A 17,019-nucleotide genomic window follows, 5' to 3' on the forward strand; every position below is an offset into this window, starting at 1 on the left:
AAGTGATCAGAGCTCCCCCGAAGCGCGCGCTGCCTCTCCCCGGTTTCCGGAGCCGTACCGCTGCGGAATGAGCATGGCGCGCAAAACGGAGGAAACGGCGTGGCGGATGTTGGCCGGCGCCTGGGCGATGGCCTGCTCCAGCGTCATCGGGGCCTGGGTAGCCCCTACCACCACGTCAATGCCGCTGTCGTACATGCCGCGGGCTTCCGCGTCAATTCCGCCCGAGACGCAAATCACCGGCTTGTTGTGCAGCTTGGCCAATTTGGCCACGCCGGCGGGCGTTTTGCCGAACGCCGTCTGGACGTCGGTATGCCCTTCGCCCGTCAGGACGAGATCGGCATCGCGGACCTCCTCCGCAAATCGCGCGGCTTCCATTACAATGTCGATTCCCCGGGCCATGCCCGCGTCCAGGAAGGCGATCAGTCCCGCTCCGAGACCGCCCGCCGCCCCGGCGCCGGCGACGCCGGCGATATCGACGCCAAGCTGCTCGCGGATGATCCCGGCCAGATGCCGCAGGCCGGCGTCAAGCCTGGCGACCATCTCCGGCGTGGCGCCTTTTTGCGGGCCAAAGACGCGCGCGGCTCCCTGCTCCCCGCAAAGCGGATTGGTCACATCGCTGGCGATCGTAATTTCGCAGCCGGCAACGCCGGGATGAAGCCCCGTCGTATCGACCGAAGCGATCCGCTGCAGTTCGCCGCCGCCGAAGCCGATTTCCGCGCCCGCCGCGTCCAGAAAGCGCACGCCCAGCGCCTGGGCCATGCCGACGCCGCCGTCATTGGTGGCGCTGCCCCCGATGCCGATGATCAGCTGCCGGCAGCCGGCGTCCAGCGCGGCCTTGATGAGCTGTCCGGTGCCGTAGGTCGTGGCCGTCAGCGGATTTCTCCGCTCCGCCGGAACCAGCGTCAGCCCCGATGCGGACGCCATTTCAATGACGGCGGCATGCCCCTCGTCGAAGATGCCGTACTCGGCGATCACGGGCTCGCCCTGCGGGCCGACCACCTCCAGTTTTCGGCATTCGCCGCCGACGGCGCTGAGGATCGCTTCCACCGTGCCTTCGCCGCCGTCGGCAATCGGAATTTTACGGATTACCGCTTCGGGCAGCACTTCCAGTACGCCCTGTTCCATACAGTCCGCCACCGCCTTAGAGCTGAGACTGCCTTTATACGAGTCGGGCGCAATCAAAATTTTCATTCCATCACTCCTACCGTCTCTCTTTGCCTGCAACCAAAATCCCCGCGGCAAAAATAAAAAGCCTAAGCTGATGGCGCTTTCATTTTTGCCGCGAACACACGGGACAAACGCTATGTAGCTTCGGATTGGCAACTTGGCTCGGTCCGCACTTGCCGTACTTTGCCGGGAATCCCGGCGCTGCCCGGACCGCCTTGTTTTATCCGCATGACTTCACTATACACTCTTGTACTGTTTTTCACATTGGTCCGCACTCACAAAGTTTTTTCGCTTTTTCCCGGTAAAATTGGGCTTTGGCACAATGCCTCGCCGGCAAAAAATAGGCCGCCTATCCCGGATAGTCGGCCCTGTTCAGGTGAATAAAGACGGCTGTTCATGTAACGGGCGCAGGATTGAACAGGCTGATTGCGTTATGCAGCCCCCAGTGCTCGGCCCAAGTTTGCTTGCGCCCGCTGGCCACGTCCAAAATGAATCTGAAAATCTCCCAGCCGACGTCTTCGATCGTGGCCTCGCCGCCGGCGATCCGCCCCGCATTGATATCGATCAGGTCAGGCCATTGCTCGGCCAATGAGTCGCGGCTCGCCACTTTAATTACAGGCGCCATCGCCAACCCGTAAGGAGTACCCCGGCCGGTCGTAAACACTTGCACATTGATGCCGGAAGCTAGTTGAAGCGTCCCGCACACAAAATCGCTGGCCGGCGTTGCGGCAAAAATCAGCCCTTTTTGCGCCGCCTTTTCACCGGGCGCCAGAACCGCCGTAATCGGGCTGCCGCCGGATTTAACGATCGAACCCAGCGATTTTTCCACAATGTTCGCCAGGCCCCCTTTTTTGTTTCCAGGCGTCGGATTGGCGCTCCGGTCGGCCTGACCGCGCTGCAAGTAGGCGTCGTACCACTCCATCTCACGGATCAGCGCCCGCCCGACCTCCTCGTTTACGGCCCGCGGCGTAAGCAGATGAACGGCGTCGCGAACCTCGGTGACTTCGGAGAACAACACCGTCGCCCCGGCGCGCACCAGCAGATCGGCGGCATAACCGACGGCCGGATTCGCCGTGATGCCGGAGAAGGCGTCGCTTCCGCCGCATTGCAGGCCGACCGTCAAACCGGAAGCAGGACAAGTGACGCGCTTGCGGCGGTTCAATCTCTCCAACCGTGCTTCCGCCATCTCCATAATCGCTTGAACCATAGGAATAAAACCTTGATAATCCTGGAGCGAAACTATTTTGGAAGCGCTGTCTTTATCCGGTATGAGACGATCCGGCTGCAGCTTCTCACAGCCTAAGCCGACAACCAACAGCTCGCCGCCGAAATTCGGATGAGCCGCGATGTTCCGAAGGGTGCGGATCGGAATTTCCGCATCAGAGGCCTGGATCGCCACGCCGCAGCCATACGTATGATGGATCGCCACCACATCGTCTACCTGCGGATATTGGGGCAGCAGTTCTTCCTTAATCCGCTTTACCGCATAATCGAGCACCCCCGACACGCACTGTACGCTCGTCGTGATCCCGAGGATATTTTTAGTGCCGACGCTACCGTCCGGATTGAGGTATCCCTCGAACGTAAAGCCTTCAAGCGGCGGCTGGAGCGGCGGCACTTTGGTGGCGAGCGGCAGCTCGCGGAGCAACGGCGGCGTCGGAAGTTCGATGAACGACTCGCTCACCCAACTGCCTCGCGGGATAGGGCGCACCGCGCAGCCGATAATTTCACCGTAACGAACGACGGCTTCTCCCTGGGCCACATCCGCCAAGGCAACCTTATGCCCTTGGGGGATATACTCCGTTAACCTAAGGCCGCAAGGAAATACGGTGCCCTCGGGCAAACCTCCCGCATTCACAATGATCGCCACATTATCTTTTTCATGAACCTTAATATACAAAGGAGCATCATTGCGTAAATCATTCATCTGAACAGCCTCCTTACTCTTCCGCATGACTTCACTATACTCCTTTGTACTCTTTTTCACATTGGCGCCCAACCCAAAGTTTTGCGGTTTTGACCAACAAAAATTTGGACTTCCGCACAATAATTCGATATCTGCAATTTGCAATCCGCGCCCGCTTAACGTTTATCCTCCCACGTTCTGAAAAAAGAAACTTTTGACCGGAAATGAAATGCATTTTTGCGGTTGAGCCGCCTATTTCGAGGAACCTCGACGAAATTCGCATGCACATTTGCACTTCTTGGGATTTCCCCCTCTTCACCCGCATCTGAATTTTATATCTCAAAAAAAACCGCCAGAGCGGTTTTGGTCCGTCCGACGGTTTTCATTAAATAATATCCAGCGGGACCTTCCGGTCCGGCGGCGGAAAAGCTTCATCGAGCGCGGCGATTTCCTCGTTGCTTAAGGTGATCCGGGCGGCCTGCGCGTTCTCCGTCACATGGCGCACGGTAGAAGCTTTGGGGATGGCGATGACGTTTCCGCCGCGGATGCTCCAGGCGAGCAGAATCTGCAGCGGCGACGCTCCGTGCGCTTCGGCCGCCCGCACCACGGCGGGATGCTCCGTCAGCCCCGTGCGCAGCTCGCCCGCCTGGGCCAGCGGCGAATAGGCCATGATCGGCATGCCGCAATCCCGCTGCCAAGGCAGCAGATCGTATTCGATGCCGCGCGAGCCGAGGTGGTACAGCACCTGATTGACGGCGCAGCGGCTGCCGTCCGCAAGGGCCGCCAGCTCCCGCATATCCGCCGTATCGAAATTGGAAACGCCCCAGCGGATGATTTTCCCCTGCTCGACCAGTCGCTCCATGCATTCCACGGTTTCCTCCAGCGGCACGCGGCCCCGCCAATGCAGCAGGTACAGGTCGAGCCTGTCGGTGCCGAGCCGTTTCAAGCTTTCCTCGCAGCTGCGAAAAATCCTGGTCCGGCCCGCATTGTGCGGATATACCTTGGACACGAGAAACACACTGTCGCGTTTCCCCTTAAGCGCTTCGCCGACGAGCGATTCGGCGCGGCCTTCCCCGTACATCTCCGCCGTGTCGATGAGATTCATGCCCAGCTCTACGCCTGCTTGCAGCGCGGCGATTTCCTCCTGCCTGCGCCGGGGATTGTCGCCGATGCGCCATGTGCCCTGGCCGAGGGCGGCCACTTCCGTACCGTCGGCCAGCCTAACGTGTCCGATGGCTGTCTCCCGGATCAAGCCGGTTTGGTCCCGGCGGCTAATATTTTCGCCTGCGTTCATCTCCGTAACCTCCATTCGCGGGTTGGACCCATTCTATTACTTGCAATAAACTTACCACACGAACTCCTCTCCTGCATTGTGCGGCGGCCCAAAAATGGTCGAATGCTCTTGCATCCCATATGGAAATAAGGTAGCATCCTCATTCTAACCCATTCAGCTTTTCAACGCGGTGGACTTGGACCGAAAAAAATAAGAGCAAAAAATGGCGTTAATTCGGCAATGCCCGTTCATTTGAGAGAAATAGAAGTAATTTATGCCGTTATTTTTCCCCCACCGCAAGAAAATGATAAGAACGTCTATCTCTATCGGCCGCTTCTTTCGGCGTCAAGACATTTTAACAAGGACAAGCGCAGGAAAATGTCAGCTAACCTCTTCCTCCTCCCGGACCAGCGGAACAAACCTACCGTTCACCTGCTCGGCCAGCGAATGCGGATCCAGTTCCATCTGCAGCCCGATTTTGCCGGCGCTGACCAGCATGGTATCCAGGCTTTCGGCCGAGCTGTCCAGGAAGGTGGGATACAGCTTCTTCATCCCTACCGGCGAGCAGCCTCCGCGCACGTAACCGGTCCGCTGCTGCAGGTCCTTTAGCGGCAGCATCTCCACTTTTTTGACCCCGGCGGCTTTGGCCGCCTTTTTTAAATCGAGCTCCGCGGCGACCGGGACGATGAACACAAAAATCGCCGTCCCTTGATGGGCGACCAGCGTTTTATAGACCTTCTCCGGCGGCTTGCCGATTTTGTCCGCGACTGCGGTCCCGTGAATCTGTCCGTCTTCCGGGTCGTACGCGTAAACTTTGTATGGCGTTTTGGATTTATCGAGCAATCGCAAGGCGTTCGTTTTGACGTCTGCCATACTTTTGCCACTCCTTTTTCTCGTTTTCTGTCTCAACTATATATCCTATCACCCTTAGACGCCGATAAACAGGTAACGATCGATTATAGTAGAAGGCTCTGTTAAATTTAAACGTTGGACTTTCCAATTTTAGTTAGAATATAGCTTTAATAGTTCTTGTACTGGAAAACTATTTGTTTTGTTCACCTCAACAAAATATGCTAACTGCCATTTTTGTGTTTCGATAGCTTGTTTGCTAGTGGGATTTTCCCATCTAGGGTATACTCTAATAGCCATTTTTCCTTTTGTAGTGGCTGTTTTAAGGATATTTTGTTTTACAAGAACTTCTTTTGGAAAAACGAATTGTCCAAATTTATTATTACTAGTAAAAGTATTGATAACCAATAAATCAGTAGCCTTTTCATATGAAAAGGCTTGGTTTTTATGATCTCCATCTTTTTCCCAAAAAGCAACAAACTGCCCTATCTTGTTAGGTGTTATTTTTGCGACTCTAAATCTAACCGATTTTGAATTTAGTTGAAACATACCAGCCCCATAATCTGAATTTTGAGCTTCTTCTCGAATAGCACTTATAGTTAAGTGATTTGGTTCATAAAAAATTTTATTTACATATGTTAACTCCTTATAAAATTCATTCACTGCTTTGTACTCCTTATTTTCTATACTACGTAATCCAATGCCTTCTTGAATAGAATGGGCTAATCATAAAATACCGTCAAAATTTTCTTGTTTTATCACGTTTCTGAACTAGCTATCCTGCTTCGTTTGGTAAAGCGAGAGTGACGAGCTTCTACGATCAGACAGAGGTGGTGTTTCATTGTTATAGACCATCAGCCCGACCTAACTCAACTGCCTAACGAATTAAAGTATTCTTTTCTTGGGGTGGGAGGCAGATCAACACTTACTGTCCGGGCGCTTTGCACGATTATCCCGTTTGATCAGGTAGCAGAGAAACAGGCAAGCTCGGGAAAAGGGAATATTTGGTAGAGAGGCGGATAGGTTTGAGATAATTTAGACGGGCTTAGGAAAAGTAATCAGGTTTAGGGGAGGTGAAACAGACCGGACAAGAGATCAAGACAGAAGATCAAGGACAAGACGCGAGGGAAACGAAAAGACCGTGATTATGCTGTAGCCTGAACCCTTCCGTCTGCAGCAACGCCGACACAGTTCATACTAACCCCTACCCATTAAGTTGATCCGCATCAAGTAACCCCCACCGTTCAAACATCACGATCAGGCCGCAGCCGCAAGGGGCTGGTTCGGTTGGCGTGCGATCAGCCGGCGGTAAGGGATCGCGGGAATCGCCACACACATGCGCAGTAACTTCTGCCGCATCGTTTCTTCCGCTCCCGGCAGTCCTCCTTGCAGGCGCAGCCGGCGGCGTCCGGTGTATTCGTTTAGGTACGCCTGCAGATGTTTCAGTCCCAAGGCTCCATACGTACTCTTCAGCGATTCCCACGCCTCTCTCACCACTTTCCGCAAGGGTGCATACAGCCGAAAGGCCAAGGGGAACAACTGTACCGCCGCTGTACGGGTATCCACATGTTCGTTGATGAAAGCGGCGAGTTCGTGACGGTTTGCCCTTTTTTCGCCTCCCCGCTTATTTGGCACCAGGCGGATTTTGACCTGTTCCAGCTCGCCCGACTCCGTGACCGTGCAGCCCGCTACGACCGCCGAGGCGTACGGATGCGAAAGCTGACACCGGGACGGATTACGCCCATACTGATCGCTGTTTACCTTCACGTCTCCGGAGAGCAGCTCCCGGGCATCGAACTCCCCCACGGCATGGCGTATTTTGTGCAGCATCGACCAGGCGGTCTTGTAGGCGACCCGGATCACCTGGCGCAGCCGCATCGCCGAGATGCCGCCCTCAAGCAGGAACAACTCCAGGGCCTGGAACCACTTCACCAGGGGGAGATGCGTTCCTTCAAAAATCGTGCCGACCAAAGGCGATGTTTGATGCTTGCACTTTCCGCACTCGAATAAGGGGATATGCCGGGAGGTCAGACGGCTGCACCGGGTGTGAGCGCAGCGCGGGCAGACGAAGCCGTTTGGCCACTTCATCGCGATTAGCGCCTCCATGCAGGCCTGCTCGCTTTGGTAACGGCTGCTGAATGGTTGAAGTTCCGTTCCCGTATTGATCTCCATGTTGCTCGCCCCCCGAATCAAGAATACATCGAACTTAAATTCCATTTATTTCATTATACCAAACGTACGTTCTCTTATCAAGCCGAAAATCTCACCTGAACCGCCGCATTTTTCCTCATCTTTTTTGTGTTTTTTCTTCTCTTTTTTTGGAACCCTTGACTTGCTCTAGCCCCACCCACTGCTCCCCGCTCCTGAATGATGGGGATAATCGTGCAAAGGCAGGCAAAGACACCAAGACACGAACGCTTTAGATGGTCCCTTTAGACAGCCCCCTCACCTGGCGTCGATTTGTGACACTGATCGAAACGGCTACGGTGCAAAAGGTAGATGCGCTGGCCTTGGTGGATCGTGACGCCTCTATTTTGACAGGGCCTAATAGAAAAACACACCCCCAATAAAGGTGTGTTTTCTATATCGTTTAATTTGCCAGTATTAAAGCGCATCCTTCCCGAAGGAACCTTCAAACAGGGAGTCCTTCAACGGACGGCGGTCGTTCGGTTGTTCGCGCTCCTGCAGGTTGTCCGGAAGCACTTCTTTTTCGCCTTGATATCCGATGGCGATCACGGCTTGAATCGCATAATAGTCAGGCACATTCAGCACTTCGCGGGCTTTTTCTTGATCAAAACCGCCCATCGCATGGGTGATCAAACCTTTGTTATGGGCTTCTAAAGCAAGATACCCCCAAGCGGCGCCCGCATCAAAGGCATGCCACCCGTTGGCTCCCCGCTCGGTCGCCGTTTGGGACAGGATGACGGCCAGGACAGGGGCTTTTGTGCACCATACGAGGTTTCCAGGCAAAATAAAAGAATGGAATTTCTCGCGGTCCTCCGGCGTGCGGGCGATAACAAACCGCCATGGCTGCACGTTCGATGCCGAAGGAGCCCAACGCGCCGCCTCAAACAGGCTGAATAGGACATCCTCGGGGATTTCTTTTTCCAAAAAAGACCGCGGCGACCAACGATTGATAAATTGAGAGGATACTTCAAAACCAGGTTTGCGCAGATCTGCGGCGTTAGCCATTTTGAACACTCCTTAAGTTTAAACTAATTTGTTTTTTAACCGTCCGATGCCTTCAATCGTCACTTCCAGCTCATCTCCGGCCTTCAGCCAGGTCTGGCGGTCCGGCGGATCGCCGAGGATGACGCCTTCGGGCGTTCCGGTAAAAATACAATCGCCCGGCATTAACGTGATGTACCGGGATATGTAGCTGATTAACTCAGCGCAGCCGAATATCATATTTTCCGTATTGCCGGACTGCCTTAACTCTCCGTTCACTCTGCATTCGATGGATAAACGCGCCGGGTCCAATTCATCGCCGGTGACAAGGTACGGTCCGATGGGCGCGAAGGAATCCAGCGTTTTGCCCAGCAGCCATTGGCTCGTTTTCATTTGCAGGTCGCGGGCGGAAATATCGTTTCCGGCGGTGTACCCGTAAACATAGGATAACGCATCCGCTTCGGAGACATTGCGCGCCTCTTTGCCTATAATGATGACAAGCTCGGCTTCATAGTCTACTTGCCGCGCCGTTGCCGGCAGGACGATGTCCTGCTTGTGACCGGCCAAGGCGTTGTTGAATTTACTGAACAGCACGGGCGAATCCGGAACAGCCATGTTGGACTCTTTGACATGGGACAGATAGTTCAGGCCCACGCACAATATTTTCTCCGGATTCAGCACGACGGACGCAAACTCAATTTCATCCTCGTCGACGCGAAAATCGCTTTGTTTATCCTTCCCGTTCACCGCCCTGAGAACAGCGGCAAAACCGCTTAAATTATAGACGGCATCTTCCGTTTTCCAGCCGATGCATAACCCGCCGCCGTTCTTGAACTGCAGCAATTTCATGGTACGTCCTCCGGATTTGTGCAGGCGCGATTCAGGCCTCTCCGGCCTTGCTGCACGTTGTAGACAAGGCTATACTGATACATTAATATTAATCCAGACAGAAATATTTTTCCAGTACTCAAGGAAGAACGGAGATTAACTCATGGCTGATACATTAAAATCGATTTATAATGAAGCGTTTTTGCGGGAATTTGGCGAAAAAGTCCACGCGGCGCACGCTCCGTTCGATCCGGAGAAATTCGTGGCCGATACGATGGATGGGACGTGGGATGCTCTGGAACTGAAAGCCAGAATGCGGAGGATTTCGCTGACGCTGGCCAACCAGCTGCCGGCGCGTTTTGAGGAAGCCGTGTCCGTGCTGTTTGCCATCGACGAATCGTGCGTCGGCTTCCCCTACTTGTTTTTCCCGGATTTCGTGGAAGTGTACGGCAGCGCGGAAGAGGATTGGCCTTTGGCCATGCGGGCGCTGGAGCGGTTCACGCCGAAATCGTCGGCCGAATTTGCCGTCCGCTCATTCCTGCTGCGCGATCCAGAGCGGATGATGGGGCAGATGGCGGCGTGGTCTCAGCATGAGGATGAGCATGTGCGCCGCCTCGCCAGCGAAGGCTGCCGGCCCCGCCTGCCCTGGGGCCAAGCGCTGCCGATGTTCAAGCGCGATCCCGCGCCGATCCTCCCGATCCTTGAGACGCTTAAGGCGGACCCCAGCATGTACGTGCGCAAAAGCGTGGCCAACAACCTGAACGACATCGCCAAAGACCACCCGGAGCTCGTGCTCGAACTTGCCCGGCGCTGGAAAGGCGCGCATCCGCACACCGACTGGATCGTGCGCCATGGCTGCCGCACGCTGATCCGCAAAGGCGGCCCCGCAGCGCTGGAGCTATTTGGTTACGCCGCGCCGTCGGCCGCCAAGCCGGTGGTCTCGTCGGCGTCGCTTACGGTGGAACCGGCCGCGCTACGCATCGGTGACAGCTGCGAGCTCCGCTATGCACTCACCGTGCGCGAAGGCGATCCGGTGAAGGTGCGCGTCGAATACGGCATCGACTTCGTCAAAGCCGGTGGCAAAACATCACGCAAGCTGTTCCTGCTGGCGGACAAAACCGTCCCCGGCGGCGCCTCCATCGGTGGAGCCCGGCGCCATAGTTGGGCGGACCTCACGACCCGCCGCCATTATTCCGGAGCCCACCGGATCACGCTGCTCGTCAACGGCGCCGAAGCCGCCGCCGCGGTGCTGCAGCTGGAAGCCGCAGCGGCAAACGGCTGAACCGATATTACGCCCTAGTCGGTCTGTTCCGCCCCGGGAGCAGCCGAAGCGCCGATCAGCGCGTTTCCGACTTTGGTCAGATGCGCGTTCATGATGTCGACCGCCCCGCGCCGGTCCTGTTCGCGAATCGCCAGGAGCATTTGATAATGCTCCTGGAACAGGCGGTGGGCCGACTCTTTTTCACTAAACAGCCAAAGGCTTCTGCTGTCCCGGATCGTCCGCGTCATCATCGCTGAAATAGTTTCCATCATTTGCTGCAGCAGCGGATTCCGCGTCGCTTTGGCGATGGCGAAATGGAAATTGACGTCGTGCACCCGGCTGGTCTCCTCATTGCCGATCGCTTCTTCCATCAGGCTCACAATCCGGGCGAGCTCGTCCAAATCCGCTTCGCTCCTGTACTCTGCGGCCAATTCAATGCTCCCGATTTCAAGGATTTTCCGTACCTGCAGCAGTTGAACCAACTCCTGGCGGTTGGCGATTTGCCGGGCTTCCATCGTCTCAAGCGCCTGGGCTCTGACGTAAGTCCCCCCGCCCTGTCTCGTCTCGATCAGCCCCCGGGCTTTCAGATGGCTGATCGCTTCGCGGACGGTAGAGCGGCCGACGCGGTAACGCTTCGCCAGGTTTTCGATCGTGTCCAGCTTCTCGCCGGGCTTCACCAGCCCGCTTTCGATGATTCGCTGCAGTTCCTCAATCATAATATCGTAATTTTTTCTGCCCAATTCCATATTTTATTCCCTCTCCAAAATCGGTATGTACACCGAATTGCTTGCTAAATAACAGTCTATACAATTTACGTAAATTATGGTAGATTTATTTTAAATTTTAAATTCATCAGATGACATGATTAGTTTGATCTTACCATATCAAGTTTGTTTTTTGAGGAGGGAATCTTTGGGTGATTGCGCCGGAAATCAAACAGCAACTGAAGCCGATCGTCGGAGAAAAGTGGTTTTTGGATAGCCCCAGCGAACTTTATGCCTATTCTTACGATGCTACCCCGATGTATCAAGCTTTGCCCGATGCGGTGATCATGCCAGCGTCCACCCGGGAAGTGTCGGAGATTCTGAAAATCGCCAACCGCCACAAAATTCCCATCATCCCCCGGGGCTCCGGCACCAATCTGGCGGCCAGCACCATCCCGGTTCAAGGCGGCATCGTCCTGAACATGAACCGGTTCAACCGGATTTATGAAATCGATACCAAAAATTTGACCGCCACCGTTGGCCCCGGCGTCATCACCGCCGATCTGCATCAGGCTGTTGAAGCGCTCGGTTTGTTTTATCCGCCCGATCCGGGCAGCATGAAGATTTCGACGATCGGCGGCAATATGTCGCAGGGCGCCGGGGGCATGCGCGGACTGAAGTACGGCGTGACCAAGGATTACATCATGGGGCTGGAGTACGTGCTGCCCTCGGGTGAAATTCTGCGCTGCGGGGGAAAAAACGTCAAGGATGTCGCCGGCTATGACATGACCCGGCTGCTGGTCGGCTCCGAAGGCACGCTGGCCGTTGTCACGGAAATTACGCTGAAGCTGCTCCCCTTGCCGGAAACGAAGCGGACGCTCGTCGCTTTTTTTACCAATCTGGTTGATGCGGCCAGGACGGTGGAAAAGATCATCGCCGCCAAAATCATCCCGGCAACCGTGGAATTTATGGACCAGGGGACGATGAAGGTCGTCGACGAATACGCGGGCCTGGGCCTGCCGCTTGAGCTGAAATCGATGCTGCTGATCGAACAGGACGGCCCCGAGCAGCTGGCTCTTCGCGATATTGAACGCATCGCCGAAATCGCCCGGGAAAGCGGCGCGGCAAAGGTGGAGGCGGCTAAAACCTCGGAGGAAGGAGCCAAGCTGCTGACCGCGCGCCGCGCCGCGTTATCCGCGTTGTCCCGAATGAAGCCGACCACGATTATGGAGGACGCTACGGTTCCCCGCTCCCGCCTGGCCGAAATGGTCGGCGAAGTGGAGCGGATCGCCGGCAAATACGGGCTGCAGATCTGCACGTTCGGCCATGCCGGCGACGGCAATCTTCATCCCACATGCATGACCGACGAACGGAACCGGGAGGAAATCGAACGCGTGGAAAAAGCGTTTGCGGAGATTTTTCAAGCTTCGATCCGGCTGGGCGGCACGATTACCGGCGAGCATGGCGTCGGCCTGGCCAAGATGAACTATTTGCACCTGAAGGTCGGCGAATCCGGCATCGAACTGATGCGGCGGATCAAGGAAGCTTTCGACCCCAACCATATCATGAATCCGGGGAAAATATTCGCGGCCGCGGAGCGCCGCAGACTGGTGGTGAAAAGATGAGCGCCGAACCGAAAACCCCAAATCGTTCTGCCGCCGACGCCTGCCCTCCGCTGGACGGTCCGGTCAAAACCGCAAACAACGGGCTGCTTGCCCGGTTTGGCATGGACGAAATCCTGAATTGCATGCACTGCGGCTTCTGCTTGCCGACGTGCCCCACGTACGTGCAAACCGGCCTGGAAACATCCAGCCCGCGGGGGCGGATTGCGCTGATGAAAGGCGTGGCCACGGGGCAGCTGCCGGTCGACCGCGAGTTTGAGCGGCACATGAACGCCTGTCTCGGCTGCCGCGCCTGCGAAACGGCCTGTCCGGCCGGCGTGCCTTATGGCGGACTGCTGGAGACGGCGCGGGAAGTCGTGCAAGAAACGAAAAACTTGACCGAAAAGCCCTCCGCGCTGCGAAATCTCGTATTTAAGCATGTGTTTCCGCATCCGCAGCGGGTTAAACGGCTGGGGAATTTGCTGTGGGGCGCGCAGGCGCTTGGGCTGCATTCTTTGGCCGACCGGACGGGACTGATCAAGATTCTGCCGCGGGAAATGGCGGAAATGCAAAGGTCGGTCGGCACCGTTGCTTCCCCTTGGAAACGCAAGCAACGGCCAAAAGCGATGAAAGCGGAAGGTACGAAACTTTATACCGTGGGGCTGTTCACCGGCTGCATCATGGACGTGATGTTCTTCGAAACCAATCAGGCGACCGCCCGGCTGCTTACGAAAGCCGGATGTGACGTCGTATTCATTGAGGAACAGGGCTGCTGCGGCGCCATGCATGCGCATTCCGGGGAAATGAGCGGAGCGAAAGAGCTGGCCAAGCGGAATATCGAGGCTTTTGAGCGGGCCGGCGTCGATTTTGTGATCAACAACGCCGGGGGCTGCGGCGCGGCTTTAAAGGAATACGGCCACTGGTTCAAAGGCGATCCCGCATGGGAGACCAAAGCAAAGCGCTTTGCCGCCAAAAACCGCGATGCGAACGAAATGCTGGCCGTGCTCCCTCCGCTCGCCTTCGGCAAAACGCTGCCGGTAAAAGCGACTTACCAGGACTCCTGCCACCTCGCCCACGGCCAGGGAGTCCGCAACCAGCCGCGCCAGCTGCTGCGCAGCATCCCGGGACTGGAGCTCGTTGAAATGCGGCAGCCCGACAGCTGCTGCGGCTCCGCCGGCACGTACAACCTCACCCAATTCGACATGTCGATGCAAATCCTTGACGATAAAATGGAACAGGTGAAAGAAACCCGCGCTGATTTGATCGTCACCTCCAATCCCGGCTGCCTGCTGCAGATGAAGCAGGGAATCATCCGGGCCGGCCTTCAGGACCGGATGGAGGCGGTGCATATCATGGATCTGCTGGACCGAGCCCTGTAAGGGTCCCATTTCCTCTACCCCCTATCTTCTCCTTTTTTTGTCATAATTCAGCCCGGTTTTCGGCATTTTTACGTGGTATAATTTTCCTTATAGATCATTAGTTAATGCCATGAATAAAGGGGATGGCTGAACATGAAAAAACTCTATTACACTTCCTTCTTCTATGCGGTTTTAGGCTTGTTGGCCGGCGTTTTTTACCGCGAAGCGACCAGGCATAACGGCTTCACCGGCGAGACCGCCTTGGCTCCGCTGCATACCCACATTCTGGTGCTCGGATTTATGTTTTTCCTCGTCGTGTTGGGATTGGGCAAGCTGTTCGGCGTGCACGAAGCGAAGTCGTTTGGAACGTGGCATGTCGTCTATAACCTCGGTTTGCTGATTACTATCGGAACGATGGCCGTCCGCGGCATGCTGCAGGTGCACGACAGCGACATCGCCTTCCTGCCTTACATCGCCGGCCTGGGCCACATGATTCTTGGCGCCGGGATCATCTGGCTGCTGGTTTTGCTCGGCAAACGGATTGATTAGCGCGCCAGACCTCGTAAGTGCAGCCGCTTCTAATGAGAAGAGAAGCGGCTGCAACCGTTTATCATTGTGCATATTGGAAATATCTAACGGTTACAGCGGCCGCTATTTTACTAAAAAAAGCCCTTTTTGCACCGCGGCCGTTTCGAGCAGTGTCACAAACCGACGCCAGGTGAGGGGGCTGTCTAAAGGGACTGTCTAAAGGGTTCGTGTCTTGGTGTCTTTGCCTGCTGCCTGCCTTTGCACGATTATCCCCATTATTCAGGAGCGGGGAGCAGGGGGTGGGCTAGAGCAAGTCAAGGGTTCCAAAAAAAGAAGAAAAAACACAAAAAAGATGAGGAAAAAATGAGGCGGTTCAGGTGAGATTTTCGGCTTGATAAGAGAACGTACGTTTGGTATAATGAAATAAATGGAACTTATGCTCGTATATTCTTGATTCGGGGGCGAGCGTACATGGAGGTCAATGCGGGAACGGAACTTCGGCCATTCAGCAGCCGTTTTAACAGCGAGCAGGCCTATATGGAGGCGCTAATCGCGAGTGTGTGGCGATTCCGGCTATTCCTTACCGCCGGCTGATCGCGCGCCAACCAAACCAACCTCTTGCGGCTGCGGCCTGATCGTGGCGCTTGAAAAGATGAGGGAAGTTTGATGCGGATCAACTTAATGGGTAGGGGTTAGTATGAACTGTGTCGGCGTTGCTGCAGACGGAAGGGTTCAGGCTACAGCATAATCACGGTCTTTTCGTTTCCTTTGCGTCTTGCCCTTGATCTTCTGTCCTGATCTCTTGTTCGGTCTGTTTCACCTCCCCTAAACCTGGTTCCTTCTCTTAAGCCCGTCTAAATTATCTCGAACCTATCTGCTACTCCACCAAATATTTTTTCTCCCAAGCTTGTCTTTCTCTCTGCTACCTGATTAAACGGGATAATCGTGCAAAGTCTCTGGACAGCGAGTGTTGACCTGCCGCCCCTCCCCCCCACTTCCCTCTCCTCAAGCTTTCAACGCCCTTCCGCGTTTCTTGTGCTGATTTTTGCCCCCTATGTGCGAATCGCTACTGTTTTGCTTCTCCGGTAAGCTGCCGGATATTCCGTAAGCAATGCTCATCCGTCCGCCGGGCTCTCTATGCAGCATCGAATTCATGCGCTACTCTCCCCGCCCTCGTGGATATAGATGGTAGTCTTCTTTTATCTTCGCAAAGGCCCGGCTCTCCTCCCGGAACCGTTCCAGCATTTCCGGCAGCGGCGCCGCGCCTTCGCGGTACAGCTTGTCGCCGCACAGCAAATCGATAAATGGCCGGGAATTTTCCTTGACCGGCGGCAAGTAAGCGAAAGCCTCGTAATTGCATTTAATCGTATATAACAGCGTCACTCCGGTTTCCACGGCCTGAAGCGCCCTTGGGTCCGTAACGTACAGCTGCACGCCTCCGCACAATTCCCCGGCAAATTTCGACGCCGCCGGTTGAAAATAAACCGGACGGAACCGTACGCCCGGCAGCCGCTTCGCGTTCATTTCCGCCGCCAAGCCTTCCGGTTCGATGAACGGCGCTCCGATCATTTCGAACGGAAACGTCGTCCCCCGCCCTTCCGACAAAATCGTCCCTTCGAACAGGCAGGTTCCGCCGTACAGCAAAGCGGTTTCAAAGCGGGGAACGTTCAGGGATGGATGTACCCAAATGCGCCCCGTTTCCGGAAACAGCATCCGGGGATCCCAACCTTCGCAAGGCACGATGTACAGCTCGGCCTTCCAGCCCTGCTGCTCGTTGGCCATCGCCGCCACTTCGCCGGCGGTCAGGCCATAACGCACGCACAGCGGGTAATTGCCGACGAACGATTCGTACCCCGGTTTAAGCACGTTGCCTTCCACCGTAACGCCGTCCAGCGGATTGATCCGGTCGAGCACGACGAATTCCTTGCCTGCCTTGGCGCAGTCCTCCAGCGCGTACAGCATCGTATAAATGTAAGTATAATACCTAACGCCAACGTCCTGGATATCGTAGACGACCACATCGACCTCATCCAGCATCTCCGGGGTCATCCGTTTGGAATCTTGGCGGTACAGGCTGTAGACCGTGACCCCGGTATACGGATCTTGATACGTATCCACCGGCGCTCCTGCGGCCAAATCACCGCGCACCCCGTGCTCCGGGGAAAACAAAGCGGCCAGATGAAAATTTTCGTGCAAAATCCGGATCGTGGACACGAACTCCGCCGTCATTCCCGCCGGTGACGTGATCAGCCCGATCCGTTTGCCCCGGAACAAATGGGCATGCGACATGATGCGATCGATCCCGTTGCGAACCATGGCCCCAGCCTCCTCATGGGAATGGATATACACGTACGGCTTATAGCCCACCGCATCCTC

Annotated in this window: 15 protein-coding genes; 5 read left to right on the top strand and 10 right to left on the bottom strand. The window is 55.7% G+C overall.

The window, feature by feature from the left end; translation table 11 throughout:
* Positions 1-6: 6 nt before the first annotated feature.
* The 8 genes from NYE74_RS21660 to NYE74_RS21695 form a co-directional block, all read right to left on the bottom strand.
* Positions 7-1,191, bottom strand: coding sequence for a glycerate kinase (locus NYE74_RS21660; protein WP_240751682.1), 1,185 nt, complete (start codon positions 1,189-1,191; stop codon positions 7-9).
* Between the two features lie 370 nt (positions 1,192-1,561).
* Complete coding sequence (gene garD, locus NYE74_RS21665; protein ID WP_036623672.1) at positions 1,562-3,094, bottom strand: galactarate dehydratase; 1,533 nt, start codon at positions 3,092-3,094, stop codon at positions 1,562-1,564.
* Positions 3,095-3,458: 364 nt separating this feature from the next.
* Complete coding sequence (locus tag NYE74_RS21670; RefSeq protein WP_082207815.1) at positions 3,459-4,367, bottom strand: aldo/keto reductase; 909 nt, start codon at positions 4,365-4,367, stop codon at positions 3,459-3,461.
* A 360-nt stretch (positions 4,368-4,727) separates the two neighbouring features.
* On the bottom strand, positions 4,728-5,219 hold the full coding sequence (gene ybaK / locus NYE74_RS21675) for a Cys-tRNA(Pro) deacylase (protein WP_036623674.1): 492 nt from the start codon (positions 5,217-5,219) through the stop codon (positions 4,728-4,730).
* Positions 5,220-5,348: 129 nt separating this feature from the next.
* Entirely contained in the window at positions 5,349-5,858 is a 510-nt protein-coding gene (locus NYE74_RS21680; RefSeq protein WP_036623676.1) for a MepB family protein, read from the bottom strand.
* 594 nt (positions 5,859-6,452) lie between these two features.
* A complete protein-coding gene (locus tag NYE74_RS21685) occupies positions 6,453-7,367 on the bottom strand; it encodes a transposase (protein WP_115311196.1) in 915 nt (304 codons plus the stop codon).
* A 432-nt stretch (positions 7,368-7,799) separates the two neighbouring features.
* Entirely contained in the window at positions 7,800-8,387 is a 588-nt protein-coding gene (locus NYE74_RS21690) for a nitroreductase family protein (RefSeq protein ID WP_036623680.1), read from the bottom strand.
* Between the two features lie 18 nt (positions 8,388-8,405).
* A complete protein-coding gene (locus NYE74_RS21695; protein ID WP_124333704.1) occupies positions 8,406-9,212 on the bottom strand; it encodes a fumarylacetoacetate hydrolase family protein in 807 nt (268 codons plus the stop codon).
* 142 nt (positions 9,213-9,354) lie between these two features.
* Between NYE74_RS21695 and NYE74_RS21700 the strand changes: the two genes are divergently transcribed.
* Positions 9,355-10,473 carry a DNA alkylation repair protein gene (locus tag NYE74_RS21700; RefSeq protein ID WP_036623684.1) on the top strand — a complete coding sequence of 373 codons (1,119 nt, stop codon included), beginning with the start codon at positions 9,355-9,357 and terminating at the stop codon, positions 10,471-10,473.
* Between the two features lie 14 nt (positions 10,474-10,487).
* Here NYE74_RS21700 and NYE74_RS21705 read toward each other — a convergent pair whose 3' ends face one another.
* Positions 10,488-11,198 (bottom strand): FadR/GntR family transcriptional regulator, encoded by a 711-nt coding sequence (locus NYE74_RS21705; RefSeq protein WP_051985495.1) that lies wholly within the window; start codon positions 11,196-11,198, stop codon positions 10,488-10,490.
* 170 nt (positions 11,199-11,368) lie between these two features.
* On the opposite strand from NYE74_RS21705, the gene NYE74_RS21710 reads away from it, so the two are divergent.
* The 4 genes from NYE74_RS21710 to NYE74_RS21725 all read left to right on the top strand — a co-directional run bounded on the left by NYE74_RS21710 (position 11,369) and on the right by NYE74_RS21725 (position 15,237).
* Positions 11,369-12,781, top strand: coding sequence for an FAD-binding oxidoreductase (locus NYE74_RS21710; RefSeq protein WP_316561707.1), 1,413 nt, complete (start codon positions 11,369-11,371; stop codon positions 12,779-12,781).
* A 101-nt stretch (positions 12,782-12,882) separates the two neighbouring features.
* The gene (locus tag NYE74_RS21715) at positions 12,883-14,136 is read left to right on the top strand and encodes a (Fe-S)-binding protein (RefSeq protein ID WP_316561708.1); all 1,254 of its coding nucleotides are present in this window, start codon (positions 12,883-12,885) and stop codon (positions 14,134-14,136) included.
* Between the two features lie 132 nt (positions 14,137-14,268).
* Positions 14,269-14,664, top strand: a complete 396-nt coding sequence (locus tag NYE74_RS21720) for a DUF2871 domain-containing protein (protein ID WP_036623689.1) — start codon at positions 14,269-14,271, stop codon at positions 14,662-14,664.
* A gap of 450 nt (positions 14,665-15,114) precedes the next feature.
* Entirely contained in the window at positions 15,115-15,237 is a 123-nt protein-coding gene (locus tag NYE74_RS21725; protein WP_265416210.1) for a hypothetical protein, read from the top strand.
* Positions 15,238-15,801: 564 nt separating this feature from the next.
* On the opposite strand, the gene NYE74_RS21730 is transcribed toward NYE74_RS21725, so the two are convergent.
* Positions 15,802-16,959, bottom strand: a complete 1,158-nt coding sequence (locus NYE74_RS21730; RefSeq protein WP_036628299.1) for an exo-beta-N-acetylmuramidase NamZ family protein — start codon at positions 16,957-16,959, stop codon at positions 15,802-15,804.
* Positions 16,960-17,019 lie beyond the last annotated feature (60 nt).

It is taken from the genome of Paenibacillus sp. FSL P4-0127 (genome assembly GCF_038007325.1).
Classification (GTDB): domain Bacteria; phylum Bacillota; class Bacilli; order Paenibacillales; family Paenibacillaceae; genus Fontibacillus; species Fontibacillus macerans.